This is a genomic window from Micromonospora sp. MGP-C2 (assembly GCF_057766525.1).
In genome coordinates this window covers 1,249,470-1,275,086 of sequence record NZ_JBYMEN010000002.1, presented here as the reverse complement: position 1 = coordinate 1,275,086, position 25,617 = coordinate 1,249,470, and the positions used below count along the sequence as shown (strand labels likewise).

The following is a 25,617-nucleotide window of genomic DNA, read 5'->3' as shown; positions in this document are numbered from 1 at the left end:
GAGAGTCAGTGACACAGCAATCCGTCGCGACAGCGGACAAACTCGACGCCGCGGTGCTCAAGGTGGCGGGCGTCGTCGTCCTCGGCGCGATCATGTCGATCCTCGACGTGACGGTGGTCAGCGTGGCGCTGCCCACCTTCCAGAGCGAGTTCGACGCGTCGTACGCCCGCGTCGCGTGGACGATGACCGCCTACACCCTGGCCCTGGCCACCGTGATCCCGCTCAGCGGTTGGGCGGCCGACCGGTTCGGCACCAAACGCCTCTACATGGTGGCGTTGGCCCTGTTCACCATCGGCTCGGGGCTCTGCGCCACGGCCGACACGATCGGCGAGCTGATCGGCTACCGCGTCCTGCAGGGCCTCGGCGGCGGCATGCTCATGCCGCTGGGCATGACCATCATGACCCGCGCGGCGGGGCCGCACCGGATCGGCCGACTGATGGCCGTCCTCGGCATCCCGATGCTGCTCGGGCCGATCGGTGGCCCGATCCTCGGCGGCTGGTTGATCGACACCGCGAGCTGGCACTGGATCTTCCTGATCAACCTGCCGATCGGCGTCGTCGCACTGATCTACGCGCAGATGGCGCTGCCGAAGGACGCCCCCGAGCCGTCCGAGTCGTTCGACTTCGTCGGCATGCTCATGCTCTCGCCGGGCCTGGCGCTCTTCCTCTACGGCGTCTCGTCGCTGCCGGAGGCGGGCACCTTCACCGAGGCCAAGGTCTGGGCCCCGATGCTCGTCGGTGGCGCGCTGGTGGTGGCGTTCGTGCTCTACTCGTTCAAGCCCCGGCACCCGCTGCTCGACCTGCGGCTGTTCCGCAACCGCAGCCTGACCATCGCGTCGCTGACGCTGTTCGTGTTCATCATCGCGTTCATGGGCGCCGGCCTGCTGTTCCCGAGCTACTTCCTCCAGGTGCGCGGCGAGACGACGCTGGCGGCCGGTCTGCTGATGGCCCCGCAGGGCATCGGCGCGATGATCACCATGCCGATCGCCGGCACGTTGGCCGACCGGGTGCCGATCGGGCGCACCGTCCCGTTCGCGCTGGGGCTCATCGTCGTCGGGTTTTTCAGCTTCACCCAGGTCGACCCGCAGACCTCGTACTGGCTGCTCGGCGGGTCGCTGTTCGTGATGGGCCTGGGCATGGGCGGCACGATGATGCCGATCATGACGTCCGCGTTGCGGACGTTGCAGGCTCAGGAGGTGGCACGCGGCTCCACCCTGGTCAACATCCTCCAGCAGATCGGCGGGTCGGTCGGCGCCGCCGTGATGTCGGTGATCCTCACCAACGAGCTGAACGGCTCGCGGCCGATCCCCGGCCTGGTGGACGAGAGCGGCAAGCCGGTCACCGAGGCCGGGCTGGCCATCGCCTCCCAGCAGCGGCCGGAGCTGCTCCAGCAGATGCCGGTGGACCCGTCCATCATCGAACGAGGGCTCGACTTCGCCGCCAAGTCGTTCGCCACCACGTTCTGGGTCGCGTTCGCGCTGGTCGTGCTCACGTTCATCCCTGCGGCTCTGCTGCCGCGCCGACGTCAGCCGGCGCAGCTCGACGACCCGCAGGGCGAGCTGGTCAAGACGCCCGTCGTCATCCACTGAGCAACCCGCCCGCCGCGCTCACCATCCACGGATGGTGAGCGCGGCGCTGTCGGGCGGTCGTCAGCGCAGCGGGCCGTCGCCGGGGCCGTCCGGGTCCTCGACCACGTGGACCGCGGCCTCCTCGGCGCTGGCGGCACCCGCGTCGATCCCGGCGTCCCACGCCACCGACTCGGCCTCGTCGTCCTCGCGGACGCCCTCGTCGTACGCGACGAGACGGCCGGCGCGCGCCTCGGCCTCGTAGCCCCGGCGGGTCAGCTCGTCCTCGTCGTCGCCGCCCTCGGCGTACGGGTCGACATCCGGCACCTCCTGGGTGAGGCGCTGCTCCAGGGACTCGCCCGCCCGCTCCTCGGCCGGCGTGGTGCCGAACCGGTTCGCCGCCGTCCAGTGGTCCTCGGCGACGATGCCGGTGTCGAGGGGGTCGCCGACGCGGTCGTCGTCCAGGGTGTCCGAGGCGTCCAGGACCCCGTCGTCCTCGGCCACGTTCCACTCGTCGACGGAATCCATCCGTTCGGTCTGGCTCACGGCGGTCTCCTCTTCGTCACGGTGCACCAAAGTGCCCAGCCTATGACCGTCCAACGCCGGCGCAGCCCGAGGCCTGCCCGCTGTGACGAACGGACCTCGGGCTGCGACGCCGGTGCCGGGTCAGCGGCTCAGCAGCCCCACCACGGCCTCGGTGAAATCCGTCGGCTGCTCGATGTGCCCGAAGTGCCCGCTGTGCTCCAGCACGACCAGCCGTGAGTCCTTGAGGCCCGCGTGCGCCTGCTCGGCCCAACGGGGACCGCAGATGAAGTCGTACGCGCCCACGATCACCACGACGGGCACGATGATCTCGCCGAGGTTGTCCCGTACGTCGAAGGGCGTGGGGTCCTGCGCGCCGGCCGGCGCCGACCAGATGCGCACGGCGGCCTGGAACGGGACGAACTCGTCCTGTCGGCCCCAGAAGTCCGCGAAGTACACCGGGAGGGCGGCACGCAGGGCAGCCCCCAACGACTCGTCGTCCGTCGCCGCGCCGATCTGCCCGAAGGCGGCCGGAACCGCCGCCGCCTCCGGCCGGTCCGGGTGCCGCTGCGGGTACGCGGCCAGACCGGCCATCGCCTCGGCCCAGAACTCGGCGCCGGTGACGGGTGAGGTGTCGTACAGGGCGAGACCGGCGACCCGGTCCGGGTGTGCGAGGGCGTAGCGCTGGACGACGAAACCGCCGTGCGAGTGCCCGAGGAGGTGGACCCGGGGTGCGTCGAGGTGCTCGACGACGGCGTGCAGGAACCGGACGTACGTGTCGAGACGGTAGTCGGCGGCGTCGTCGAGGCGCCCCGAGGCGCCGGTGCCGACCGGCTCGACGTACACCATCGTGAAGTGCTCTTCCAGGCTCGGCGCCCGCAGGTAGGCCCACTCGATGCCGGGGCCGCCGGAGTGCGCCACGCAGACCGGGCCGGTGCCGGCGACGTGGTAGACCTGCCGAACGCCGTCGACGGTGAAGGTGTGGGCGCCCGGCGCGAGGGCGCTGACGTCGTGGCTGGTGGAACCCATGAACTATCTCCCGTTCCGAGACCCGTGCGGCGAATGCCCGCACGGCAACTGGCGCATGACGCGGACCAGATGCGCGGGACGAGGGAAAAGTTCGCTCGGTCGGGGAAGTGTTCTTCAGACCAGCGCCGGGACGGGGTGGAAGAGGGTGAGGCGGCGCACTCGCCCCTCGCGCAGCACCTGCAACCACAGCGCCGCGGGTGGGCAGTGCTCCGGGTCGTCGGGCGGGCTGATCAGGTCGGTCTCCCAGATCACCACGTCGCCGCTGGCCGCCACGTTGCGCAGCCGTTGGCGTACCCCTGCTGTCAGGTCTCGGTTCATGCCCTGGATCGCCAGGTCACGACCGCCGCGCGGGCCGCCCGGCACGACCATCTCGGCGTCCGGCCACCAGCTCTCACGAACCACCCGGTCGAAGTCGCCGCCCATCGCCGTCGCGATCATGTCGCGACCCTCCCGCCACCGCGATTTGGTCGCCGCGGTGACGTCGGTGTGCGCCGCGGTCGCCGCCGCGCGGAGGCCGCCGGCTAGCGCGCGGCGGGCGTGGCTGAGGCGGCTGCGGACGGTGCCGACCGGCACGCCGCACACGGCCGCGATCTGCTCGTACGACGACGCGTCGCTGAAGTAGCGCAACAGGGTGACCAGCCGGTCCGGCTCGGACAACTGCCCGATGGCGTGCCACACCCAGTCGCGCATCGCCCCCCGGTCCAGTGCCTCCTCGGGGGTGGGTGTGTCGGCGGGGCGGGCGAACCAATCCGGTTCGGCGACCGGGACGGCTCTGGGCCCTCGCACGGTCATCCGACTGTTGTTGCGGACGATGGCACGCAGCCACGCGCCGACGGCGGCGGGGTCGCGGACCTCGCCGATGCGACGCAGCGCCACCACCATGGCGTCCTGCACCGCGTCCTCGGCGTCCGGGCCGTAACCGAGGACGCTCAACGCGACGGCCCGCATCTCGGCCTCGTGCCGGGCCAGCAGCGCTCCGAGTGCCGCCGCGTCTCCCGCCTGCGCCAGCGCGACCAGTTCCGCGTCGCTCTGCGTCACGCCCAGTTCCTCCCCGAAATACCGATTTAGTACGCTTGTGCTCGACCAAGCGTACGGCGGGTCGGCGGGCCGATGCCCCGGCTCGGCGGCCGTCCTACGCTGTGGATGGGCTGGCGGCGCGGGTGGCTCGGACCCCGAGCTGCCGCAGGTGCGCGATCAACTCCGGCGGCTCGTGCACCTCCACGTCGCAACCGAGAGTCAACAGGCGCCACGCCAACCACTCCAACGTGTCGGCGTTGCTGCGCAACCGGCAGGAGGTCGCGTCGATGGGCTCCAGTTCGACGCCAGCGCCACCGAGCGGGCCCGCCATCCGCTCGACCGGCGCGTACAGCGTCACCACCGCCCGGTAGACGGGCGTCAGCTCAAGCAGCTTCTCCGTCATGAACGAGGCGGCGTCCGACGCCGGCAGTTGCCGGGCGGCGACCCGGGTCCGGGTGTGCCGCAGGTCGGTGATCCGGTCGACCCGGAAGATGCGCCAGTCGTCGCGGTCGTTGTCGTAGCCCACCAGATACCAGCGCCGACCCGCCGACACCAGCTTGTACGGCTCGACGAGCCGTTCGGTGTCCACGCCGTCACGACGGCGGTAGGTGAACCGCAGTTGCTCCCGGTTGTTGACGGCGCCGGCCAGCGCGCTCAGGTGCGCCGGGTCGACCGTCGGTCCCGCCCAGGTGAGCAGCGGCTCGGTGGCCGCCCCCAGCGCGCTGACGCGGTGCCGCAGCCGGGACGGCAGCACCTGCTCGAGCTTTGTCAGCGCCCGTACCGAGGCCTCCTCGATGCCGGCCACCGCGTGACCGGCGGCGGTGCGCAGACCGACAGCGATCGCCACCGCCTCGTCGTCGTCGAGCAACAGCGGAGGCATCGCCTTGCCGGCCACCAGGCGGTAACCGCCGATCGCCCCCATCGTCGCCTGCACCGGGTAGCCGAGGTCACGCAGTCGCTCCACATCGCGGCGAATGGTGCGCAGGCTGACGCCGAGCCGGGTGGCCAGTTCGCTGCCGGGCCACTCGCGCGGCGTCTGCAACAGCGACAGCAGACCCAGCAGTCGGGCGGGGGTGTCGGACATGACCTCAGCTTGCCAGCGATGTGTGACAGAACCTGTCCTACATGGCCCGTAGCGTTTCCGGCATGACGCCATTTCGCATCGACATACCGCAGTCGGACCTGGACGACCTGAGTGACCGGCTCACCCGCACCCGGTGGCCCCGCTCGTTGCCCGGCACCGGCTGGAGCCGTGGGGTGCCGGTGGACTACCTCCGCGAGCTGACCGAACACTGGGCGAGCGGATACGACTGGCGGGCGCACGAAGCTCGGCTCAACGACCTGCCCCAGTTCGTCACCGAGATCGACGGCTTGGACGTGCACCTGCTGCACGTCCGCTCGCCGGAGCCGGACGCGCTGCCGTTGCTGCTGACACACGGCTGGCCGAACTCCGTGGTCGAGTTCACCGAGCTGATCGGCCCGCTGACCGACCCGCGCGCCCACGGCGCGGACCCCACGCAGGCGTTTCACCTCGTGGTGCCGTCGGTGCCCGGCTACGGTTTCTCGCAGGCGCCGCCGGCCGGGTTCACGATCGACCGGCTCGCCCGGATGTGGGCCGAGCTGATGGCCAACCTCGGCTACCACCGCTACGGCACCCAGGGCGGCGACCTCGGTGCGTACGTCGCGCCGCAGGTGGCGGCGGTGGCGCCAGAGCAGGTGGTCGGCGTACACATCGACGGTGGCTTCGGCTTTCCGACCGCCGCCGACGTGCCGGAGATGAGCGCGGAGGAACGCGCCGAGTGGGAGCAGATGCAGCAGTGGATGAGCGGTGGCGTGGACCATCACGCCCTGCTGCGAGCGGCGCCGCAGACGTTCTCGTACGCCTGGAACGACTCGCCGGTCGGGCTGCTGGCCTGGATGATGCAGAAGTTCAAGGAGTTCACCATGACGGTGCCGACGCCGGAGCAGGCCATCGACCGGGACCACCTGCTCACCAACGTGAGCCTCTACTGGTTCACCGGCACGTCGGGAACGTCGGCGTGGCCCATGTACGAGCGACTCACCGTCGCCGACGACGGCGGATTCGCCTGGCCCACCGGCCAGCGGCGGGTGCCGTCCGGTGTGTACGGCGGCGGGTCCGCGCTGATGCGCCGCCTCGCCGAGCGGGACAACACCATCGTCCACTGGCCGCAGGGCAACCCGGGCAGCCACTTCGTGGCCATGGACGAACCGCTAGCGCACGCGGCGGACATCCGCGCGTTCTTCAGGGGCCTGCGATGACCGACCTGAGCTGGGCGCAGGTGTCCGCTCGACGCCTACGGCGGCACCGGCTCGGCACACCGGTGGTGGACGCGGCACCGCACGCCGCACGCGTCGCCGACGTGGTGTCGACGATCTGCGGCGCGCACGCCCAGATCGCATCCGCCGCCGAGCTGTCCATCGGGCTGCGGGTGCCGGGCGCCACCCGCGCCCTGGTGCTCCGGGCACTGTGGACGGACCGCACGCTGGTCAAGACCCGTGGGCCGCGCGGCACCGTGCACCTGCTCGCCGCAGCGGACCTGCCGATGTGGGTCGGCGCGATGACCGCGTTGCCGACCCCCTCGTGGGAGCGCAGTGCGGTCCTGCTGACACCCCGGCAGACCGAGCAGGTCCTCGCGGCCATCGCCGAGGCGGTTGCCGAGGCCGACCTGACCACCGCCGAGCTGACCGAGGAGATCGTCGCCCGCACCGGCCCGTGGGCGGGTGACCTGGTCATGGAGGCGTTCCAGGACAAATGGCCCCGGTGGATCGCCGCGATGACCGCCGCCACCCGGGGCGGAGTGATCTGCTTCGGCCCGAATCGCGGTCGGGTCAGCACGTACACCAGCCCGACCCGGTGGCTGCCCGACTTCGCGCCGATGCCCGGTCCCGCCGCCCTGGCCGCACTCGTCCGCAGTTACCTGCACGCGTACGGGCCGGCCACCCCGGCGCAGTTCGCCCGGTGGATGGCGGTGCCCCCGGGATGGGCGACGTCGCTGTTCGACTCGCTCGACCTGACCGAGGTGACAGTGGAGGGCACCCGGGCCTGGGTGGCCGCCGACGACACCGAGTTCCCCGACGACCGGCCGTCCGGGCTGCGACTGCTGCCCTACTTCGACGCGTACGCGGTCGGCTGCCACCCCCGCGAGCAACTCTTTCCCGGTGCCGCCGCCGAGCGTGCGCTCGCCGGTGGCCAGGCCGGCAACTATCCGGTGCTGCTGGTGGACGGGGTGGTCGCCGGGGTGTGGCATCAACGCCGCACCGGCCGCTCGATCCGTGTCACCGTCGAGCCGTTGCGGACGCTCGACGCCGCCCGGCAACGGGAACTGGCGGAGGAGGTCGAACGCATCGGCGAGATCCTGGAGGGCGAGGCGTCGCTGACCATCGGCACCGTCAGTGTCGGTCCACACGCCTGAGACCACGCCGGCCCACCGCATGGGCGAGGATGAGAGCGTGCACCCCGAACCGGTCGACCACTCGCCCCGGCAGTCGTTCCCCTGGGCCGTCCTGGGCCAGCGCTGGGAGGACCTCACCTTCCTGCACTGGGCCGTCGACCCCGCGCTCGTCGCACCGCTGCTGCCGGCCGGAACCCGTCCTGACACGCTGGACGGCGTCAGCCACGTCGGGCTGATCGGCTTCCGGATGGTGGGGCTGGGCTTCGGGCGGGGCCCCGGTGTGCCGTACTTCGGCACCTTCTGGGAGACCAACGTCCGGCTCTACTCGGTCGACGACCTCGGCCGGCGGGCCGTCGTGTTCCGATCGCTCGACGCGTCCCGCCTGGTGCCGGTGCTGGTGGCACGGGCGACGCTGCGGCTGCCGTACCTCTGGTCGTCGATGCGGATGGACCGCGACGGTGACCGCCTCACCTACCGCTGCCGGCGACGCTGGCCGGGCCCGGCGGGCACGACGAGCCGGATGGTGGTGCGGGTGGGGGAGCAGGTCGACGACCCGACGCCCCTTGAGCATTTCGTCACCGCCCGCTGGGGGCTGCACACCCGGGCGTACGGGCGCACGCTGCACCTGCCGAACTGGCACCCGCGCTGGCCGCTGCACCGGGCCGAGTTGCTGCACCTCGACGACGAGCTGATTGCCGCCGCCGGGCTGCCGGCACCGGTCGGCCCGCCGGTCAGCGTGCTCTACTCGCCCGGTGTCGGGGTCAGGTTCGGCCCGCCCGTGGCGGTCCGGCGGCCCGGCTGAGTGGAGCCGGGCCGCCGGGCTGTCAGTAGCGACCGCCCTCGGGTGCGGGCAGGGCGTCCAGGTCGGCCAGGTCCTCGGCGCCGAGCCGGACGTCGCCGGCGGCGCAGTTGTCCGCCAGGTACTTCGGGGTCTTGGTCCCGGGGATCGGAATGACCTGGTCACCCTGGGCGACCACCCAGGCGAGCGCGACCTGCGCGGACGTGACGCCGGCCCGGTCCGCGATCTCCCGGACCCGGGCGACGATGGCGAGGTTGGCGCGCAGCGCGTCCTGCTGGAAACGCGGCAGGCCACGACGGAAGTCGTCGGCGGGCAGGTCGTCGAACGAGGTGAACCGGCCGGCGAGGAAACCGCGACCGAGCGGGGAGAACGGCAGGAAGGCGATGCCCTGCTCGGCGCAGTACGGCAGCACCTCAGCCAGCGGGTCGCGGGTCCACAGCGACAACTCGGACTGCACCGACGCCACCGGGTGCACCGCCTGGGCTCGCTTGATCTGGGCCACCGTCACCTCGGACACCCCGATCTGCCGCGCCTTGCCCGCCGCCACGACCTCCGCCATCGCGCCCCAGGAGTCCTCGATGGGCACCTCCGGGTCGACCCGGTGCAACTGGTAGAGGTCGACGTGGTCGGTGCCGAGCCGGCGCAGGCTGTCGTCGATCGCCGCGCGGATGTGCTCCGGACGGCCGTTGTTGCCGATCTTCGGCGAGTTGCCGGGACCACCGGTGGGGGAGGTCGCCACCAGGCCGACCTTCGTCGCCAGGACGGCACGCTCCCGGTGGCCGCCGGCCAGCGCCCGCCCGACCAGTTCCTCGTTGGTGTACGGCCCGTACACGTCGGACGTGTCGATCAGGGTGGCGCCCAGGTCGAGAGCCTGGTGGATGACCGAGATCGAGGTGTCGTCGTCGCGGGGGCCGCTGATGTCGTATCCGTGGCTCATGCCCATGCACCCGAGGCCGATGACGCCGACGTCGGGACCTGCGCTGCCCAGCGTGGTGGTTCGCATGCGCCCCACGCTACGACCAGCGCTGCCGGCCCGCACCCGCCCGGGGGTTCAGCGGCCTCGGGTCCTGGCGCCCCCGCCTTGCCTCCATTTGCATTGATCGATATTGTGCGCGAAGGCGCCGCCCCGCCTCAGACCACCACCGTCGATCCGAAGCGGGTTCCGCATGCGCGCACTGAGACTTGTCACGACCCTGGCCGTCGCCGGCCTGCTGGCCGGTGGGGTGGCCATCACCGCCACCCCGGCCAGCGCGGCGACCGCCGTGTTCTCCGTGACGAACAACTGGGGCAACGGCTACCAGGGGCAGATCACCGTCACCAACGACACCTCCGCACAGATCACGAGCTGGCGGGTCGAGTTCGACCTGCCGTCCTCCTCGACCGTCAGCCAGTCGTGGAACGCGCAGCAGTCGACCTCCGGCAGCCGCTATACCTTCACCAACGTGTCCTGGAACGGCACCCTCGCCGCGGGCGCCTCGACGTCGTTCGGTTTCCTCGTCAACGGCTCCGGCACCCCGGTCAACTGCACTGTGAACGGCGCGTCGTGCGCCGGCGGCCCACCCCCGACCACGCCGCCCCCGACCACGCCACCGCCCACGACCCCACCACCGACCACCGGCACCCCGGTCGAGCGGTACGGGCAGCTGCGGGTCTGCGGCACGACGATGTGCGACAAGACCGGCGCACGGGTGCAGCTGCGCGGCATCAGCAGCATGTGGCTCAACTGGGAGACCGCCCCGTACGCCGAAAACCTCTCCGCGCTGACCTGGATGCGGGACAACTGGAACCTCCAGGTGATCCGCGCGGCGATGGGCGTGGAGCCGGCGGGCGCGTACCTCAGTGACCCGGCCAAGGCGCGTGCACAGGTGGAGACCATCATCAACAACGCGGTCACCGCCGGTGTGTACGTGATCGTCGACTGGCACGCCCACGAGGCGCAGAACAACCAGTCCCAGGCGGTGGCGTTCTTCGGTGATCTGGCCCGCCGCTACGGTCACCTGCCCAACGTCATCTGGGAGCCCTACAACGAGCCGTTGCAGGTGAGCTGGACCAACGTCATCAAGCCGTACCACCAGGCGGTGGTCTCCGCGATCCGCGCCGCCGACCCGGACAACATCGTCGTGCTCGGCACGCCGACCTGGTCGCAGGACGTGGACGTCGCGGCGGCCAGCCCGGTCACCGGCACCAACCTGATGTACACGCTGCACTTCTACTCGTGCACGCACGGCGCGTCGCTGCGGGCCAAGGGCGATGCGGCGATCCGCGCCGGCCTGGCGCTGTTCGTCACCGAGTGGGGCGCCAGCCACGCCGACGGTGGCCTGGACGGCCGATCCTGCCTGCCGGAGGCGCAGTCCTGGATCGACTGGATGAAGACCAACGGCATCTCCTGGACCGCGTGGAAGCTCGACGTCGGCACCGACACCACCAACCTGCTCAGCCCCGGCGCGCCGGTCACCGGCGGGTGGAACAACTACCTGCACGGCCACGCGCCGTTCGTGGTCGCCAACATGAGGTGATCCCGGCCGCTCCCAGGCCGTGATCGACACGCGTTCACTGATGTCGGGGTATCCGGATCGACGGGATACCCCGACATCACCATGCCCGTCGACCCGGCAGGAGCGTGCTGCGCGTCGCTGAGCAGCCCGGCCAGAACGGCGCGTCACCTTAACGCGCTGGAAACACCCCCGGTACCAACCCTGGGAACGCTCGTCGGACAGCCGAGACCACCGACACGCGAACCGGGGTGACCATGGCCGACAACACCACGAACGTGCCGACGTTCGACGGGTCGATGGGCCGGTCCGGCAACGGCCGGACGCTGCCCACACCCCGCACCAACCCGGTCGCGTCGCTGGACGACGGTGACCCGGCGGACCTGGCCACGATCGGCGTGGAGGAGGAGTTCCACGTCGTCGACCTGCACACCCGCGAGCTGGTGCCCCGGGCCGGGGAACTGCTCGACCGGCTGCCGGCGACCTCGTTCACCGCGGAACTGCACCGCAGCGTGGTGGAGACCAACACCGCGGTCTGTCGCACCCTCGACGAGATCCGCGACGAGCTGACCAGGCTGCGTCAGCTCGCCGTCCGGGTCGCGGACCGGGCCGGGCTGGGCATCGTGGCGGCCGGTACGGTGCCGCTGCGCGCCGACGGGGACCCGAGCGTCACCCCCACCTCCCGCTACCGACGGATGCTCGACGAATACCAGCTGCTCGCCCGGGAGCAGTTGATCTGCGGCGCGCAGGTGCACGTCGGGGTGTCCGACCGGGATCTCGCGGTGGCCGTCACCCGCCGGGTCCAGCCGTGGCTGCCGGTCCTGCTCGCCCTCTCCACCAGCTCGCCGTACTGGATGGGTCAGGACAGCGGTTACGCCAGCGTCCGGTCGCTGGTCTGGCAACGCTGGCCCACGGCGGGGGACCCGGGCGAGGTGACCAGCGCCGGGGACCACGAGGCTCTGGTCGCCGAGCTGATCTCCTCCGAGACCATCACCGACCCTGCCATGATCTATTTCGACGTCCGGCCGTCGGCCCACGTTCCCACAGTGGAGCTGCGGATCACCGACGCCAACTCCGACGTGGAGACCATCGTCCTGCTCACCGGCCTGTTCCGGGCGCTCGTCCGACGGGAGGTCGCGGCGCTGCGAGCCGGGGTCGAGCGCACCGGCGTACGGCCACCGGTGCTGCGCGCCGCCGTGTGGCGGGCGGCCCGGTCCGGGCTGGAGGGTGACCTGCTCGACCTGCCCCGCTCGGCCCGGCCGGTGCCGGCCGCCGAGGCGGTCCGCCGCCTGGTGACCGACCTGCGTCCGCAGTTGGAGGCGACCGGTGACTGGGAACAGGTCAGCGAGCTGACCCGTCACGCGCTGGAACGCGGCAGCTCCGCCGCGCGGCAGCGGCGGGCGTACGAGCGGCGCGGCCGGTTGGCCGACGTGGTCGACCTGCTCCTCGACGAGACCCGGGGCCGGGTCCGGGGGCCACTGCCCGGAGTGTCGCCGCTGCCCGTCCTGCCCACGTACACCGACTCGTCCGACGAGGTCTTCGGGCCCGGCGGGCCGGAGCCCGCGTACCGTCCGCTGTTGGCCGCCCTGCGCGGCCTCGGCGCCGGCGGCCTGCGTCAACGGGAGAACGACCGGGACGAGGAGCAGCGGGCCCGCGGTGTGACGTTCAGCGTTGCCGGTGAGGCGAGCACCCGGCTCTTCCCCGTCGACCTGGTGCCGCGCGTCGTGCCCGCCGCCGACTGGCGGACCCTGCGCACCGGCCTGGTGCAGCGCGCCCGCGCCCTCGACGCGTTCCTGCGGGACGTCTACGCGGACCGGGCCGTGGTGGCCGACGGCGTCGTGCCGGCATGGGTGGTGGAATCCTCGCCCGGTCTGCGCCCGACCGGGGCGCTGATGGGCCGGAGGGGAACCCGCGCCCAGGTGTCCGGCACCGATCTCGTCCGGGACCCGGATGGCGGCTGGTATGTGCTGGAGGACAACCTGCGGGTGCCCTCCGGGATCGGCTACGCGGTGCAGAACCGCCGGTTGACACAGGCGGTGCTGCCGGAGCTGCCGGTGCCGGCCGATCTGCTGCCCGCCGACGAGACACCGGCGATGCTGCACCGGGCGCTGGTCGCCGCCGCGCCTGCGGCTGCCGACGATCCCGCCGTGGTGGTGCTCAGCAGCGGTCCCGGTGATCCCGCCTGGTTCGAGCACCGGCTGCTCGCCGACGAGATGGGCGTGCCCCTGACCGAGACCAACGACCTGCTGGTGGAGGACGGCCGGGTCCGGCTGGTCCGCGAGGGCTGCCGCCGCGAGGTGGACGTGATCTACCTGCGGATGGACGAGGAGGCGCTGCTGCACGCGCCGGGCGCCGACGGGCTGCCGCTGGGCTGGCCGCTGCTCGCCGCGGTGCACGCCGGGCGACTCACGTTGGCCAACGCGCTGGGCAACGGCGTCGGCGACGACAAGGCGCTGTACGCGTACGTGCCCCGGCTGATCGAGTACTACCTGGGCGAGAAGGCTCTGCTTGGGGACGTGCCCACGTACCTGTGCGGGCTGCCCGAGCAGCGGGCCGAGGTGCTGGGCCGGCTCGACGAGCTGGTGCTCAAACCGGTCGACGGGTACGGCGGCGACCGGGTGGTGATCGGCCCCCGGGCCGAGGCGGAGGAGCTGGACGCCGTCCGGGAGCAGATCCTCGCGGCCCCGCACCGGTGGATCGCCCAGGAGATGATCGCGTTGACCACCCACCCGGTCTTCGACGGCACGGCTCTCGCCCCCCGTCACGTCGACCTGCGGGCCTTCGTGTTCCTCGGCGACACCGCCGAGGTCGCGCCGGTCGCGCTGACCCGGGTCGCGCCGGCCGGCAGCATGATCGTCAACTCGTCCCGAGGCGGCGGGTCCAAGGACACCTGGCTGCTCGGTGGAGACGAACGGCCGTCGGTGTAACCCACGCTTGACCCGCCCGTCATCGGGACGCAACCCGGTCCGCCAAGCCTGGACCGGTCAGCGGCCCGAGCGGACCCGAGCCGAACAGAGGTGCGTGGCATGTGCGGTATCGGAGGCGAGTTCCGCTTCGACGGGACGCCACCGGACATGGCGGCCGTCGAGCGGATGCTCCCCGCCCTGGCCTCCCGTGGCCCGGACGGTGAGGGCCGGTGGCAGCAGGGGCCGGCGGCCCTGGTGCACCGACGGCTGCGCATCATCGACCTCTCCGACGCGGGCGCCCAGCCGATGGTCGACGACGAGCTGGGTCTGGCCCTCGTCTTCAACGGCTGCATCTACAACTACCGGGAGCTGCGCGACGAGCTGATCGCCGCCGGTTACACCTTCCGATCCACCTCGGACACCGAGGTGATCCTCAAGGCGTACCACCGGTGGGGGGCGGCCTGCGTCGAACGGTTCTACGGGATGTTCGCGTTCGCCCTGGTGGAGATGGCCACGCACACCCTGGTGCTGGCCCGCGACCGGCTCGGCATCAAGCCGCTCTACCTGGCCGAGGGGCCGGGGCGGATCCGCTTCGCCTCCACCCTGCCGGCGTTGCTGGCCGCCGGTGACGTGGACACCGACCTCGACCCGGTGGCGCTGCACCACTACATGAGCTTCCACTCGGTGGTGCCCCCGCCGCGCACGATCCTCGCCGGGGTGCGCAAGCTCCCACCGGCGACCGTGCGGGTGATCACCGCGACCGGCCGGAGCACCGACACGCTGTACTGGCGGCCGGAGTTCACCAGGGCCGCGGCCGATCCGATGTCCGCCGACGAGTGGCAGGAACGGCTCATGGCGGCGTTGCGCACCGCCGTACGCCGACGGATGGTCGCCGACGTGCCGGTCGGCGTGCTGCTCTCCGGCGGCCTCGACTCCAGCCTGATCGTCGCCCTGCTGGCCGAACAGGGCCAGACCGGGCTGGCCACCTTCAGCATCGGCTTCGAGGCGGCGGCGGGGGAGAGCGGGGACGAGTTCCACTACTCCGATCTGGTGGCTCGTCACTTCGGCACCGACCACCACCAGATCCGCATCGGCGCGAGCCGGTTCGTCCCCGCCGTGCACGACGCCATCGCCGCGATGAGCGAGCCGATGGTCAGCCACGACTGCGTCGCGTTCCACCTGCTGTCCGAGGAGGTCTCGCAGCGGATCACGGTGGTCCAGTCCGGGCAGGGCGCCGACGAGATCCTCGCCGGCTACGACTGGTACCCGCCGATGGCCAACGTGGCCAGGGCGGACGCCGTCGAGGCGTACGCCCGGGTGTTCTTCGACCGTCGTCACGACGCGCTCGGCGGGCACCTGGCGCCCGAGTGGATGCTCGACCACGACGCGAGCCTGGAGTTCGTGGCCGCCCACTTCGCTGCACCGGGCGCGGACACCGCGCTGGACGCGGCCCTGCGGCAGGACAGCCTGGTGATGCTGGTCGACGACCCGGTCAAGCGGGTGGACAACATGACGATGGCCTGGGGGCTGGAAGCCCGGGTGCCGTTCCTCGACCACGAGGTCGTCGAGCTGGCCGCCGCCTGCCCACCGGGGATGAAGCTGGCGCAGGGCGGCAAGGGCGTGCTGAAGGCGGCGAGCCGGGGCATCGTCCCGGACGCGGTGATCGACCGGCCGAAGGGCTATTTTCCGGTGCCCGCCATCCGGCACCTCTCCGGCCCGCTGCTCGACGACGTGCGCGACGCGCTGACCGCCCGGCCGGCCCGCGAGCGGGGCCTGTTCCGCAAGGACTACCTGGAGGAGTTGCTGGACGCGCCCAATGCCCGGCGGACCACGCTGGGTTCCAACGCGCTCTGGCAACTCGGGTTGCTGGAGCTCTGGTTGCAGCGGATCGGGGTTTAGATGAGCGTACGGACCGAGGTGCCGCGCACCGCCCGACGGGCCCGACCCGTCGGCCACCGGCCGGCACCGCCGCTGCCTCCCGGCGAGGACCACGCGCCCGCGCCGTCGCCCGACGGTCGCCGGGTGGCGTTCCTCTCCGACCGGGCCGGCGCGCCGGGCGTCTGGGTCCGTGACGTCGACGCCGCCGAGGCTGTCGCGCTGCCCACCGGCGACGACCCGGTGCTCGCGCTGAGCTGGTCCCCGGACGGGCAGTGGCTGGCCTGCGTCGTCGCCCCCGGCGGCGCTCCCCGCACCGAGCTGTGGGTGCTGCGCCCGGACGGGTCACGACGCCGCCAGGTCGCCGGGTTCGGCCGTCGCAGCGCCGCGTTGGCCGGCTGGCTGCCCGAGGGCGCGGTCCTGATGGTCACCGAGACCGACGAGCACGCGCGGGCCGTCCTGGTCGACGCGGGCACCGGGCACCGGCGGGTGCTCGCCGAGGGGGACCTGCTCACGCTCCTGGACGTCACCCCGGACGTCGGCATCGCCCTGCTGCGCCGCGGCCCGCGCAACGCGCGCTGGCTGGAGGTGCTCGACGTGGCGACCGGCTTTCGGCGGCGACTGTTCCCGGACACCGGCCAGGGCAGCACCGACCAGGGCTGGTTCGGAGCGGACGGGACCAGCGTGCTGGCCCGCACCGACGCGTTCTCGGAACTCGCCGCGCTGGTGCGGGTCGACCTGACCCGACCGGAGCAGCCGCCGACCCGGCTCGCCGGACGGCCGGACGCCGAGCTGGAGCAGGCCGTGCCGAGCGCCGACGGGCGGCGGGTCGCGCTGCTGTGGAACACCTACGGTGGCCGCAGTGAGATGAGCCTGCTCGACCTCGCCAGTGGCGTGCAGCGGGCCGTGGTGGCACCGGGCGAGGTGCTCGACGACGCCGTCTTCGCCGCCGGCGGTGACCTGCTCTGCGTCACCGCGCAGGGGCCGGTGCAGCCTCGGGAGGTCTGGCTGGTGGACCCGACGAGCGGGGCGCTGCGCCCGCTGCGGCCGGACACCGGTGTGGCGCGTACGGGCGACGGCGGGGTCGCGCCGCACCTCGTCGACCTGCGTGCCCGCGACGGGTTGCCGCTCTCCGGCTGGCTCTACCGCCCGGTCGGGCCGGGTCCCTGGCCGACCGCCATCAGTCTGCACGGGGGCCCGGAGGCGCAGGAGCGTCCCTGCTACAACCCGTTGTTCCAGGCTCTCGTCGCGCAGGGCATCGCCGTGTTCGCGCCGAACGTGCGAGGCTCGTCCGGCTTCGGCCGGTCCTTCGTCGCGGCCGACAACCTCGCCGGCCGGTACGGCGCGATCGCCGACGTGGCGGCCTGCGCGGACTTCCTCGTCGACAGCGGCGTCGCCCGGCCCGGTCAGCTCGGCTGTCTGGGCCGTTCCTACGGTGGTTACCTGGTCCTCGCGGTGCTGGTGAACTTTCCCGGGCTGTTCGCCGCCGGGGTCGCCGAGTGCGGGATCTCCGACTTCCACACCTTCTACGCCGGCACCGAGCCGTGGATCGCCGCCGCCGCCGTCAGCAAGTACGGCGACCCGCAGCGCGACGCGGAACTGCTGCGTGACCTCTCGCCGATGACCCACCTCGACCGGCTCGACGTGCCGGTGATGCTCATCCACGGCGCCAACGACACCAACGTGCCGGCGGGCGAGTCGGCGCAGGTGGCGCAGGCCCTCGCCGCCCGGGACGTGCCGCACGGGCACCTGGTGCTCGCCGGCGAGGGGCACGACTTCCTGACGCGCGCCAACGCCGAGGCGGCGCGTACGGCCACCACCGCCTGGCTGACCCGGCACCTCGCCGCGGCCACGGCCACCGTCGGCTGAGGCGTTATCCTGCGCCGGTGGAGGTCACGGCGCAGGGCGAGCGGTTGGCGGCCGACCTCGGTCGCGCTCTGGCGGACCTGACCTTCGTCGACCTGAGCGCCGACGAGGTCACCGCGCGGGTGATCGACTCGGTGGTGGGGTGGGCCGAGGCCCAGGGCTGGCGGGTCTATCGGCGCGCCCCCAGCGTGTTGCCGTTGCCGCCGCCGCTGGAGCAACGGCACTCGGTCCTGGACGTGGCGTGTGCCCGCCCGGACGGCCCGCCGGTCGTGGTGGAGGTCGACCACACCGACCGGGCCCGTACGGTGCAGAAGTTGCTGGCTGAGGCGGACGCCGGTCGGATTCCGATCTGGGTGCGGTGGGGTGTCGGGCGTTTCACCGCGCCGCCCTTGCCGGTGCGGATGGTGACCGTCGAGGTGACCCGGCGTGCCGGGCCGGCGGGGCAGGGACGCCTGCACAGCCGCACCGGTGACCGCCCCGCGCCGGCGCACTCGACCGGCGGCGGCACGGTGGCCACGCAGGCGCTGCCCATCCCGCTGACCGACCCGCTGGCGCAAGCGGCGCCAGGCACGGCCGGGGACGCCGGTAAGGGCACCTGAAGCGAATCGTAAGCGGGCATTGGCAGAGTTCTGGGTGTCACCGGAGAGCACGACAGACACCCAGGAGATCCCGATGCGCAAGCTCATCAACTCGACCTACATCACCCTCGACGGCGTCATCGAGAACCCCATGTGGACCATGCCGTACTTCGACGAGGAGGCCGCCAGCCTCGCCGGGGCGCAGACCACCGAGGCTGACGCGATGCTGATGGGCCGAGCCACCTACGACGGCATGTCCGCCGCCTGGCCGACCAGGGACGAGAGCGACCCGACCACGGGCGCCGCGTACTTCAACAACGTCAAGAAGTACGTCGCCTCGACCACCCTGACCGACCCCACCTGGAACAACACGGAGGTGCTCCAGGGCGACCTGGTCGAGGCGGTCAGCGCGCTCAAGGCCCAGGAGGGCAAGAACATCATCCAGTACGGCTTCGGCTCGGTCACCGCGCAGCTGATCCGGGCGGGCCTGGTGGACGAGGTCCGGTTCTGGATCCACCCGGTGCTGGAGGGGGGCGCCAACCTGACGGTGCCGCTGACCGACTTCAAGGCCTCGTTCGACCTGGTCGACACCCGGGTGCACAAGAGCGGCGTGATCGTCGCCTCGTACGCGCCGAAGACGCCGGCCTGACCAGATCAGAGCTGAGCCCGGGCCTCGCTCGGGCTCAGCTTCGCGCCCTCGGCGAGCAACGCGTCGAACCGCTGCGGCCCGAGTGCGGCTCGCAGGCGCTCGGTCGTCCGGTCGGTGTCGTCGCGTTCGGCCGGCGCTGCGGGGGACTGCGTGGCGAGCCGGGCAGCGGCAGCGGCGCCCAGCAGTCGGGCGGCCACCTCGGGGGAGCGCACCGCCGCCGCCATCCCCTCCAGGGGGCCGACCGCGTCGCGCATCGTGGTCATCGCCTCGGCGGCCTCGAACGCCTCGATGTGCAGGGCCAGCGCGGCATCCGGATCACCGCCCTGCTCGAGGGCGTAGCCCAGCTCCACCAGGACCATCGGCAGGTAGAGCGCGGGTTGACTCTCGCCCCGACCCAGGTCGGCGAGGTGGCTGAGGTGGGTGACGGCCAGGTCGAGCTTGCCGTCGCGGCGGGCGGCCAGCCCGAGGCTCATCTCCGCGAAGACCAGCGCACCGGGCGAGCCCTGCTCGACCGCCAGGGCGTACGCGCGTTCGGCCAGTTCCCGACCCTGGGCGTAGTCGCGGGTCTGCACGGCGAGCCAGGCCAGCCAGGACAGCTCTGCGCAGACCTGCGGCCACAGGGCCAGTTCCTCGGCCCAGCGCAGCCCCTCGCGGTGCAGCGCGGCGGCGCGCTCGTGCTCGCCGCGCATGTCGGCCAGGCCGCCCACCCACTCGGTCGCACGGAGCCGACCCCACCGGTCGCCGAGGTCGGCGAAGAGCGCGGCGCTGCGGGTCGCGGTGTCCTCCAGGGCGGCCTGGTCACCGTTGGCGTGCGCGATGTGGGCCAGGGAGGTGAGCACCGCGGCCTCGGTCCACCTGTCGACGGTGGCGGTGGGCAGCAGCTCCGCCGCCAGGGCCAGGTCGCCGTGCTCGATCACCGCGTTGGCCGCGAACCACGCGGCGTGGCCGCCCGGGTCGGCGGCCACCGCGGCGCGTACGTCGTCCGGCTCGGTCGCCTCGCCCTGCGACAGAGCGAAGCCGATCCGCCAGGGGGCCGCCCGGGTCTCCTGTTCCGGGTCACCGGGCACAGCCAGGGCGCGCCGCGCCTCGGTGAGCCGGCCGCGCAGGTGCCAGTACCAGCTCAGCGCGACCGCCAGGCGCAGCCCTCCGCCGTGCACCAGCGCGGATCGCAGGTTCGCCATCTCGGCGTCCAGCAGCGCCAGCCACCGCTGCTGGTCGGCCCCGCGCAGCTCCGGGTCGGCGCGCTCGGCCAGCTCCGTGTAGTAGGTGGCGTGCCGGGTGCGCACGGCGTCAGCGTCGGTCAGGCGGTCCAGGCAGAACGCCGCGACCGATTCGAGCAGCCGGTAGCGCGGGTTGGCGCCGGAGTCGTCGAGCACCACCAGCGACCGGTCCACCAGCCGGGCGAGGGTGTCCAGGTCAGTCCCGCAGACGTACTCGGCGGCCTCCGGGGTGCAGCCGTCCCGGAACACCGCCAGCCGGGCCAGCACCAGCCGGTCGGTCTCGTCGAGGAGGTCCCAGCTCCAACCGATCACCGCGGTCAGCGTCCGCTGCCGGGGTGGCACGTCCCGCTGCTGGGTGGTGAGCAGACGGAAGCGGTCGTCGAGCCGTTCCACCACACCGCGCACGCCCAGCGCGCGCACCCGGGTCGCGGCCAGCTCCAGCGCGAGCGGCAGGCCGTCGAGGCGGCGGCAGAGCTGCGCGACCGCGGCGGCGCTCTGCCCGTCGAGGCGGAACCCGCGCTGCTGCGCGGCGGCGCGGGCGGCGAATAACCGGGCCGCCGCCGAGTGCCGGACCGTGTCCAGGTCACCGTCATCCGGCACGGGCAGTGGGGGTACCTCCCAGAGCAGTTCACCGGTCAGCCCGAGTGGCTCCCTGCTGGTTGCCAGCACCCGCAGCCCGGGCACCTCGCGCAGCAGCCGGGCGACCAGCTCGGCGACCGGGTCGATGACGTGTTCGCAGTTGTCCAGCACGAGCAACAGGTGTCGGTGCCGCAGAGTCGCCACCAGCCGGTCGGCGGGGGACATGCTCGTGCCGGCCGCCTCGTAGCTGCCCAGAGCGGCGAGCACCTGCTCGGCGACGAGCGCGTCACCGGCGGGCAGCGGGGCCAGCTCGACCAGCTGGACTCCGTCGGGAAGGGACTGCGCGCGGGCCGTCTCGACGGCCAGTCTGGTCTTGCCGACGCCACCGGGCCCGACCAGCGTCACCAACCGCTGGCGGGGCAGCAGTTCGCCCAGCTCGGCCAGCGCCTCGGCCCGCCCGACCAGCTCGTCGAGCGGGGCGGGAAGGCTGGTGCGGATGACCGCGGCCTTCGGCGGCGCGTTGAGGGCGGCGTCCTGTTCGAGGATCCTGCGGTGCAGGGCGACCAGCTCGGGGCCGGGGTCGAGGCCCAGCTCCTCGGCGAGCCGCTCCCGCAGGTCGGCGTAGCTGTCCAAGGCCTCGGACTGGCGGCCGGCCGCGTACAACGCGCGGAGCTGCACCGCCCGCAGGCCCTCCCGCAGCGGATGCCGGGTGACCAGCTCGGCGAGGTCGGCGGCGACCAGGTCGTGTTCACCCCGGGCCAGCCGGGCCTCGGCCAACCGTTCGTGGACGGCGAGGCGCTGCTCGGCGAGGCGGTTGGCCTCCGCGCGGACGAACTCGGCGTCGGCCACGTCGGCGTACGCCTCGCCGCGCCACAACGCGAGGGCATCGGCCAACCGCTCGACGTCGGTGCACCGGGCCAGCTCGTCGAACCGGGCGACGTCGACCGCGTCGACCCGCAGCAGATAGCCCGGCGGCCGGGACTCGACCAGCTCGCGGGCACCCGGCTCGGCGTCGTTGAGCGCCTTGCGCAACTGGGACACCCGCACCTGGAGGGCGCCGGCGGGGTTGGCGGGGCAGTCCTCGCCCCACAGATCGTCAATGAGGCGGTCCGCCGAGACCACCTGGTTGCGGTTGACCAGCAGGTCGGCCAGCAGCGCGCGTACCTTCGTGCCGGGCACCACCACCGGCTCGCCGGCGTCCGTGGTCACGGCGAGCGGCCCGAGCACCCCGAACTGCACGGCGGTCATCCTAACGCCGGTAAGGCGGCCTGAAGCCGACCGCAAGATTGAAGATCCAGAGGGTGTTTCGCGGCTCGTTGCCCAGGGCAATCAAAGGCCGACGACATTCCCCTCGCAAAGGACGACTCCCGTGGAAATTACCGGCTTCTTCGCCGCCATCATCATCGGTCTGATCATCGGCGTGCTGGGCCGGCTGGTGGTGCCGGGCAAGCAGAACATCCCGATCTGGCTGACCCTGCTCATCGGTGTGGTCGCGGCGATCCTCGGCACCCTCGTCGCCGGTGCCCTCGGTGTCGACGACACCAGCGGGATCGACTGGATCGAGCTGATCCTGCAGGTCGTCTTCGCCGCTGTCGGCGTGGCGATCGTCGCCGGTGCCTACGGCCGACGCCGGGTGCGCTGACCTCTCACACCTCGTGGCGGCCCGCCCTCCTCAGGAGGGCGGGCCTCGCCGTATCCGGACTCCGGAATGGACCGACGAAGTTCGCTGTCCGTGGTCATGGCGGGCGGCCGGATTAACGGGTAGAAAGATGTCAACCCCCTTCTGGTCCGGCCCAACCTCCGGCGGCAGGGGTCAGAGAGCGCTCTCACCGCCCCCAGCTGCGCCGGAAGCATCTTCGGCCAGCGGAGAGGACGAACTACATGACAAGCCCGTCCCTACGTAGCCTCACCCTTGCTCTGCTGGTGACCACCGCGGTCACCATGACCAGCACCGCCGCCACCGCCGGCCGCCCGACCCACGGCGCACCGGACTTCGGCCCCAACGTGACGATCTTCGACCCGGGCATGCCTGTCGCCGAGATCCAGCAGACCCTGGACGCGGCCCACGCCCGGCAGGTCGACAACGAGATGGGCACCGAGCGGCACGCCTACCTGTTCAAGCCGGGCACGTACGGCACGGCCGAGCAGCCGTTGCAGGCCAAGGTCGGCTACTACACCGAGGTGTCCGGTCTGGGCGCCTCGCCCACCGACGTCACGGTGAACGGCAAGCTCGAGGTCTACAACCGTTGCCTGGCCGACGGCGGCACCGGCAACTGCCTCGCGCTGGTCAACTTCTGGCGCACCCTGTCCAACCTGTCGCTCACCATCAACGCCTCCGGCCAGGACGGTTGCCGGTCGACGGCGAACTTCTGGGCGGTGTCCCAGGCGGTGTCGATGCGCCGGTTGAACATCAACGGCGGCGGTCTGTCGCTGATGGACTACTGCACTGCCGGGCCGCAGTTCGCCAGCGGCGGCTTCATCGCCGACTCGCGGCTGCCGGCCACCACCAACGGCTCGCAACAGCAGTGGCTGACCCGCAACAGCGAGGTCGACAGCTGGTCCAACGCGGTGTGGAACCAGGTCTTCGCGGGCGTGGAGGGCGCGCCGGACGACGCCACGTTCCCCGACCCGCCGTACACCACACTGGAGACCACCCCGCTGAGCCGGGAGAAGCCGTACCTCTTCGTCGACGGCAAGGGTCGCTACAACGTGCGGGTGCCCGCCGCGCAGCGCGACAGTCGGGGAGTCTCCTGGGCCAACGGAATGACGCCGGGACGGACGATCGGGATCGACGACTTCTTCGTCGCCAAGCCGTCCGACCCGGTACGCGTCATCAACGCCCAACTCGCGCGCGGGAAGCACCTGCTGCTGACCCCCGGCACGTACGACATCGCTCGCAGCATCGAGGTGCGGCGGCCCGGCACCGTGGTGCTCGGAATCGGCCACGCGACGCTCACCGCGGTGAACGGCGCCATCCCGCTCGACGTCGCCGGTGTCCCCGGCGTGATCGTCGCCGGTGTCACGATCGACGCCGGTCTCGTCGAGTCGCCGGTCCTGCTGCGGGTGGGCCGCCAGCACGGCCACAACGCCAGCAGCCCGCACAACCCGACCACGCTGTCCGACGTGTACTTCCGGGTCGGCGGCCCGCACATCGGCCGGACGAACACCGCGCTGGAGGTCAACAGCGACAACGTGCTCATCGACCACACCTGGGTCTGGCGCGGTGACCACGGCGTCGAGGGCTTCACCGAGGGCGTCAACGGTGACACCGACCGCTGGCGCACCAACACCGGTCGCTACGGCGCCGTCATCAACGGCGACCACGTGACCGCGACCGGTCTGTTCGTCGAGCACTTCCAGCGCTACAACACGGTCTGGAACGGCGAGCACGGCACCACGATCCTGTACCAGAACGAGCTGCCGTACGACCCGCCGACGCAGGCCGACTGGATGAACGGCGCGGTCGAGGGCTGGGCCGGGTACAAGGTCGGTGACCGGGTGCGTCACCACACCCTGCACGGCGGCGGGGTGTACGTCTTCAACCAGAACAACCCGTCGATCCACACCGAGAACGGCTTCGAGGTGCCGAACCGGCCGGGCGTGAAGCTGCACCACGTCATGACCGTCAACCTCAGCGCCGGCACGATCGACCACGTGGTCAACGGCGTCGGCGAGGCGGCCGACATGACCAAGGTGGGCGTGCCGGTCTACCTCGCGCAGTACCCGACTTCGTAAGGGTCTCGGGTGCACCGACGGGGCCGGAGCCGGCATGGCTCCGGCCCCGTCGGCTGTGGAACGGTCAACGGATCCAATCCGCGCGGGAACGCTGCCGGCCGACAGTGGCCGCGACGAAACCTCATGTCCACTCCGCTGCATTAGACGAAAAGTCTCTTTCGTGGTTATTTGGTGGGTTACTGTCGTGCCTGGTGGTCTTGGTGTGCGAAGCGGGCCGACAGGCTCTGTCGTCCAAGGAGTTCCAGGTGGACCTGCCAGTTAATGCCGTCGGCGTCGACCCGGCGACCGCTCTGACGCCCCGGCGTGTTCTGGTCACGGGAGGTGCCGGCTTCATCGGAAGCCACGTGGTCGCCCGGCTGATGCTGATGGGCAGCCAGGTCCGGGTGCTCGACAACTTCTCCACCGGCCGGCTCGAGAATCTGGCGGACGCCGTGTGCGGCGGTCTGACCGATGCGGACGTCGTCTCTGGTGACATCCGTACGCCGGAGGGTGTCGAGGTCATCCACCAGTGGCAGCCGGACGTCGTGGTGCACCTCGCCGCGCAGGCGAACGCTCCGGTGGGTCGCCGCTCACCGCTGTACGACGCCGACGTGAACGTCTTCGGCACCGCCAACGTGCTGGACGCGTGCGCCCGCAGTGGCGTACGACTGGTGGTCAATGCGGCCGGCAGCGCCATCTTCGGCAGCGTCCCCGCCCACGACCTGCCGGTCCGCGAGGACCACCCGATCGCTCCGGTGGACCCGTACGGCATCAGCAAGGCCGCCGGCGTGCACTATCTCGACTGGTACGGACGCCAGCACGGCCTGTCGTACACGTCGATGGTCTTCGGCAATGTCTACGGGTCCCGGCAGGAGGGCGGCGACTACGGCGTCGTGTCCCTGATGGTGGATGCCCTGCTCGGTGGCCGCCAGGCGGTGATCTACGACGACGGCACGCAGACCCGGGACTTCATCCACGTCAGCGACGTCGCCGAGGCGGTGGCCGTCGCCTGCCACCACAGCGGGGTGGGGATGGTCAACATCGGTTCCGGCCAGCAGACGAGCATCAACGACGTCTACGACACGGTCCGGGAGGCGTCCGGTGTCGACAACACGGCCTGCTACGAGCCGTTGCCCTGGCCGGGCGAGGTCCGCAACATGGCGCTGGACACCAGGAAGGCGCGCGAGCTGCTCGGCTGGCAGCCAAAGCTCGGCTTCACCGAGGGCGTGCGGATGACGGTGCGCGACGCCCGCCGTTGGCAGGCCGGCAGCCGGATCCTGTCCCCGGTACGCGCCCTGGACCAGGCTCTGACCCACTGATGACCCAGCGTGAAATTCCCGCCATCTGATCTGGAATTTCATCGATCAGTCTAACTCTTGCGGGTTGGCATCGA

The 25,617-nt window shown here is 71.9% G+C and carries 19 protein-coding genes; 13 read left to right on the top strand and 6 right to left on the bottom strand.

All coding sequences use genetic code 11. The features are described from left to right. The first annotated feature begins 8 nt into the window (after positions 1–8). Positions 9–1,589, top strand: coding sequence for a DHA2 family efflux MFS transporter permease subunit (locus AC3CF1_RS05555; protein WP_088948606.1), 1,581 nt, complete (start codon positions 9–11; stop codon positions 1,587–1,589). A gap of 60 nt (positions 1,590–1,649) precedes the next feature. Here AC3CF1_RS05555 and AC3CF1_RS05550 read toward each other — a convergent pair whose 3' ends face one another. From AC3CF1_RS05550 to AC3CF1_RS05535, 4 genes are all read right to left on the bottom strand, one after another. Beyond that, positions 1,650–2,111 carry a DUF5709 domain-containing protein gene (locus AC3CF1_RS05550; protein ID WP_088951810.1) on the bottom strand — a complete coding sequence of 154 codons (462 nt, stop codon included), beginning with the start codon at positions 2,109–2,111 and terminating at the stop codon, positions 1,650–1,652. Between the two features lie 120 nt (positions 2,112–2,231). Next, positions 2,232–3,116: an alpha/beta fold hydrolase gene (locus tag AC3CF1_RS05545; protein WP_354980693.1), complete on the bottom strand. Its 885-nt coding sequence runs from the start codon at positions 3,114–3,116 to the stop codon at positions 2,232–2,234. Between the two features lie 114 nt (positions 3,117–3,230). Continuing rightward, the gene (locus AC3CF1_RS05540) at positions 3,231–4,154 is read right to left on the bottom strand and encodes an RNA polymerase sigma factor (protein WP_488449724.1); all 924 of its coding nucleotides are present in this window, start codon (positions 4,152–4,154) and stop codon (positions 3,231–3,233) included. Between the two features lie 94 nt (positions 4,155–4,248). Continuing rightward, on the bottom strand, positions 4,249–5,217 hold the full coding sequence (locus AC3CF1_RS05535) for a helix-turn-helix transcriptional regulator (protein WP_488449723.1): 969 nt from the start codon (positions 5,215–5,217) through the stop codon (positions 4,249–4,251). 62 nt (positions 5,218–5,279) lie between these two features. Here AC3CF1_RS05535 and AC3CF1_RS05530 point away from each other — a divergent pair, with 62 nt between their 5' ends. The 3 genes from AC3CF1_RS05530 to AC3CF1_RS05520 are packed head-to-tail and all read left to right on the top strand — an operon-like array spanning position 5,280 to position 8,348. Next, positions 5,280–6,413, top strand: a complete 1,134-nt coding sequence (locus AC3CF1_RS05530) for an epoxide hydrolase family protein (RefSeq protein ID WP_488449722.1) — start codon at positions 5,280–5,282, stop codon at positions 6,411–6,413. Further along, positions 6,410–7,567, top strand: a complete 1,158-nt coding sequence (locus tag AC3CF1_RS05525) for a winged helix DNA-binding domain-containing protein (RefSeq protein ID WP_488449721.1) — start codon at positions 6,410–6,412, stop codon at positions 7,565–7,567. Before AC3CF1_RS05530 ends, AC3CF1_RS05525 begins: the two co-directional genes overlap by 4 nt. A 37-nt stretch (positions 7,568–7,604) precedes the next feature. Beyond that, positions 7,605–8,348: a YqjF family protein gene (locus AC3CF1_RS05520; RefSeq protein WP_488449720.1), complete on the top strand. Its 744-nt coding sequence runs from the start codon at positions 7,605–7,607 to the stop codon at positions 8,346–8,348. Positions 8,349–8,370: 22 nt separating this feature from the next. On the opposite strand, the gene AC3CF1_RS05515 is transcribed toward AC3CF1_RS05520, so the two are convergent. Further along, the gene (locus AC3CF1_RS05515) at positions 8,371–9,348 is read right to left on the bottom strand and encodes an aldo/keto reductase (protein WP_488449719.1); all 978 of its coding nucleotides are present in this window, start codon (positions 9,346–9,348) and stop codon (positions 8,371–8,373) included. 163 nt (positions 9,349–9,511) lie between these two features. On the opposite strand from AC3CF1_RS05515, the gene AC3CF1_RS05510 reads away from it, so the two are divergent. The 6 genes from AC3CF1_RS05510 (at position 9,512) to AC3CF1_RS05485 (ending at position 18,711) form a co-directional block, all read left to right on the top strand. Beyond that, the gene (locus AC3CF1_RS05510; protein WP_406084013.1) at positions 9,512–10,861 is read left to right on the top strand and encodes a cellulase family glycosylhydrolase; all 1,350 of its coding nucleotides are present in this window, start codon (positions 9,512–9,514) and stop codon (positions 10,859–10,861) included. A gap of 233 nt (positions 10,862–11,094) precedes the next feature. Continuing rightward, positions 11,095–13,764: a glutamate--cysteine ligase gene (locus AC3CF1_RS05505; protein ID WP_488449718.1), complete on the top strand. Its 2,670-nt coding sequence runs from the start codon at positions 11,095–11,097 to the stop codon at positions 13,762–13,764. A 99-nt stretch (positions 13,765–13,863) separates the two neighbouring features. Beyond that, a complete protein-coding gene (locus AC3CF1_RS05500; RefSeq protein ID WP_488449717.1) occupies positions 13,864–15,642 on the top strand; it encodes an N-acetylglutaminylglutamine amidotransferase in 1,779 nt (592 codons plus the stop codon). Beyond that, positions 15,643–17,487 carry a S9 family peptidase gene (locus AC3CF1_RS05495; RefSeq protein WP_488449716.1) on the top strand — a complete coding sequence of 615 codons (1,845 nt, stop codon included), beginning with the start codon at positions 15,643–15,645 and terminating at the stop codon, positions 17,485–17,487. 17 nt (positions 17,488–17,504) lie between these two features. After that, complete coding sequence (locus AC3CF1_RS05490) at positions 17,505–18,083, top strand: hypothetical protein (protein WP_354980683.1); 579 nt, start codon at positions 17,505–17,507, stop codon at positions 18,081–18,083. Positions 18,084–18,156: 73 nt separating this feature from the next. Further along, complete coding sequence (locus AC3CF1_RS05485) at positions 18,157–18,711, top strand: dihydrofolate reductase family protein (protein ID WP_088951807.1); 555 nt, start codon at positions 18,157–18,159, stop codon at positions 18,709–18,711. A gap of 5 nt (positions 18,712–18,716) precedes the next feature. On the opposite strand, the gene AC3CF1_RS05480 is transcribed toward AC3CF1_RS05485, so the two are convergent. After that, positions 18,717–21,758 (bottom strand): AfsR/SARP family transcriptional regulator, encoded by a 3,042-nt coding sequence (locus AC3CF1_RS05480; RefSeq protein WP_488449715.1) that lies wholly within the window; start codon positions 21,756–21,758, stop codon positions 18,717–18,719. A 121-nt stretch (positions 21,759–21,879) separates the two neighbouring features. On the opposite strand from AC3CF1_RS05480, the gene AC3CF1_RS05475 reads away from it, so the two are divergent. From AC3CF1_RS05475 to AC3CF1_RS05465, 3 genes are all read left to right on the top strand, one after another. Next, positions 21,880–22,152, top strand: coding sequence for a GlsB/YeaQ/YmgE family stress response membrane protein (locus AC3CF1_RS05475; RefSeq protein ID WP_210790049.1), 273 nt, complete (start codon positions 21,880–21,882; stop codon positions 22,150–22,152). A 239-nt stretch (positions 22,153–22,391) separates the two neighbouring features. Then, the gene (locus tag AC3CF1_RS05470; protein WP_488449714.1) at positions 22,392–24,245 is read left to right on the top strand and encodes an adenylyl cyclase; all 1,854 of its coding nucleotides are present in this window, start codon (positions 22,392–22,394) and stop codon (positions 24,243–24,245) included. A 245-nt stretch (positions 24,246–24,490) separates the two neighbouring features. Then, positions 24,491–25,543 (top strand): NAD-dependent epimerase/dehydratase family protein, encoded by a 1,053-nt coding sequence (locus AC3CF1_RS05465; protein WP_355161707.1) that lies wholly within the window; start codon positions 24,491–24,493, stop codon positions 25,541–25,543. Positions 25,544–25,617: the final 74 nt, after the last annotated feature.

What these genes read in the sequence shown, in the direction of transcription:
- AC3CF1_RS05530 (WP_488449722.1), top strand. Translation starts at nt 5,280, where the DNA reads ATGACGCCATTTCGCATCGACATACCGCAGTCGGACCTGGACGACCTG.
- AC3CF1_RS05525 (WP_488449721.1), top strand. Translation starts at nt 6,410, where the DNA reads ATGACCGACCTGAGCTGGGCGCAGGTGTCCGCTCGACGCCTACGGCGG.
- AC3CF1_RS05515 (WP_488449719.1), bottom strand. Translation starts at nt 9,348, where the DNA reads ATGCGAACCACCACGCTGGGCAGCGCAGGTCCCGACGTCGGCGTCATC.
- AC3CF1_RS05495 (WP_488449716.1), top strand. Translation starts at nt 15,643, where the DNA reads ATGAGCGTACGGACCGAGGTGCCGCGCACCGCCCGACGGGCCCGACCC.
- AC3CF1_RS05535 (WP_488449723.1), bottom strand. Translation starts at nt 5,217, where the DNA reads ATGTCCGACACCCCCGCCCGACTGCTGGGTCTGCTGTCGCTGTTGCAG.
- AC3CF1_RS05545 (WP_354980693.1), bottom strand. Translation starts at nt 3,116, where the DNA reads ATGGGTTCCACCAGCCACGACGTCAGCGCCCTCGCGCCGGGCGCCCAC.
- AC3CF1_RS05500 (WP_488449717.1), top strand. Translation starts at nt 13,864, where the DNA reads ATGTGCGGTATCGGAGGCGAGTTCCGCTTCGACGGGACGCCACCGGAC.
- AC3CF1_RS05510 (WP_406084013.1), top strand. Translation starts at nt 9,512, where the DNA reads ATGCGCGCACTGAGACTTGTCACGACCCTGGCCGTCGCCGGCCTGCTG.
- AC3CF1_RS05480 (WP_488449715.1), bottom strand. Translation starts at nt 21,758, where the DNA reads ATGACCGCCGTGCAGTTCGGGGTGCTCGGGCCGCTCGCCGTGACCACG.
- AC3CF1_RS05505 (WP_488449718.1), top strand. Translation starts at nt 11,095, where the DNA reads ATGGCCGACAACACCACGAACGTGCCGACGTTCGACGGGTCGATGGGC.
- AC3CF1_RS05485 (WP_088951807.1), top strand. Translation starts at nt 18,157, where the DNA reads ATGCGCAAGCTCATCAACTCGACCTACATCACCCTCGACGGCGTCATC.
- AC3CF1_RS05470 (WP_488449714.1), top strand. Translation starts at nt 22,392, where the DNA reads ATGACAAGCCCGTCCCTACGTAGCCTCACCCTTGCTCTGCTGGTGACC.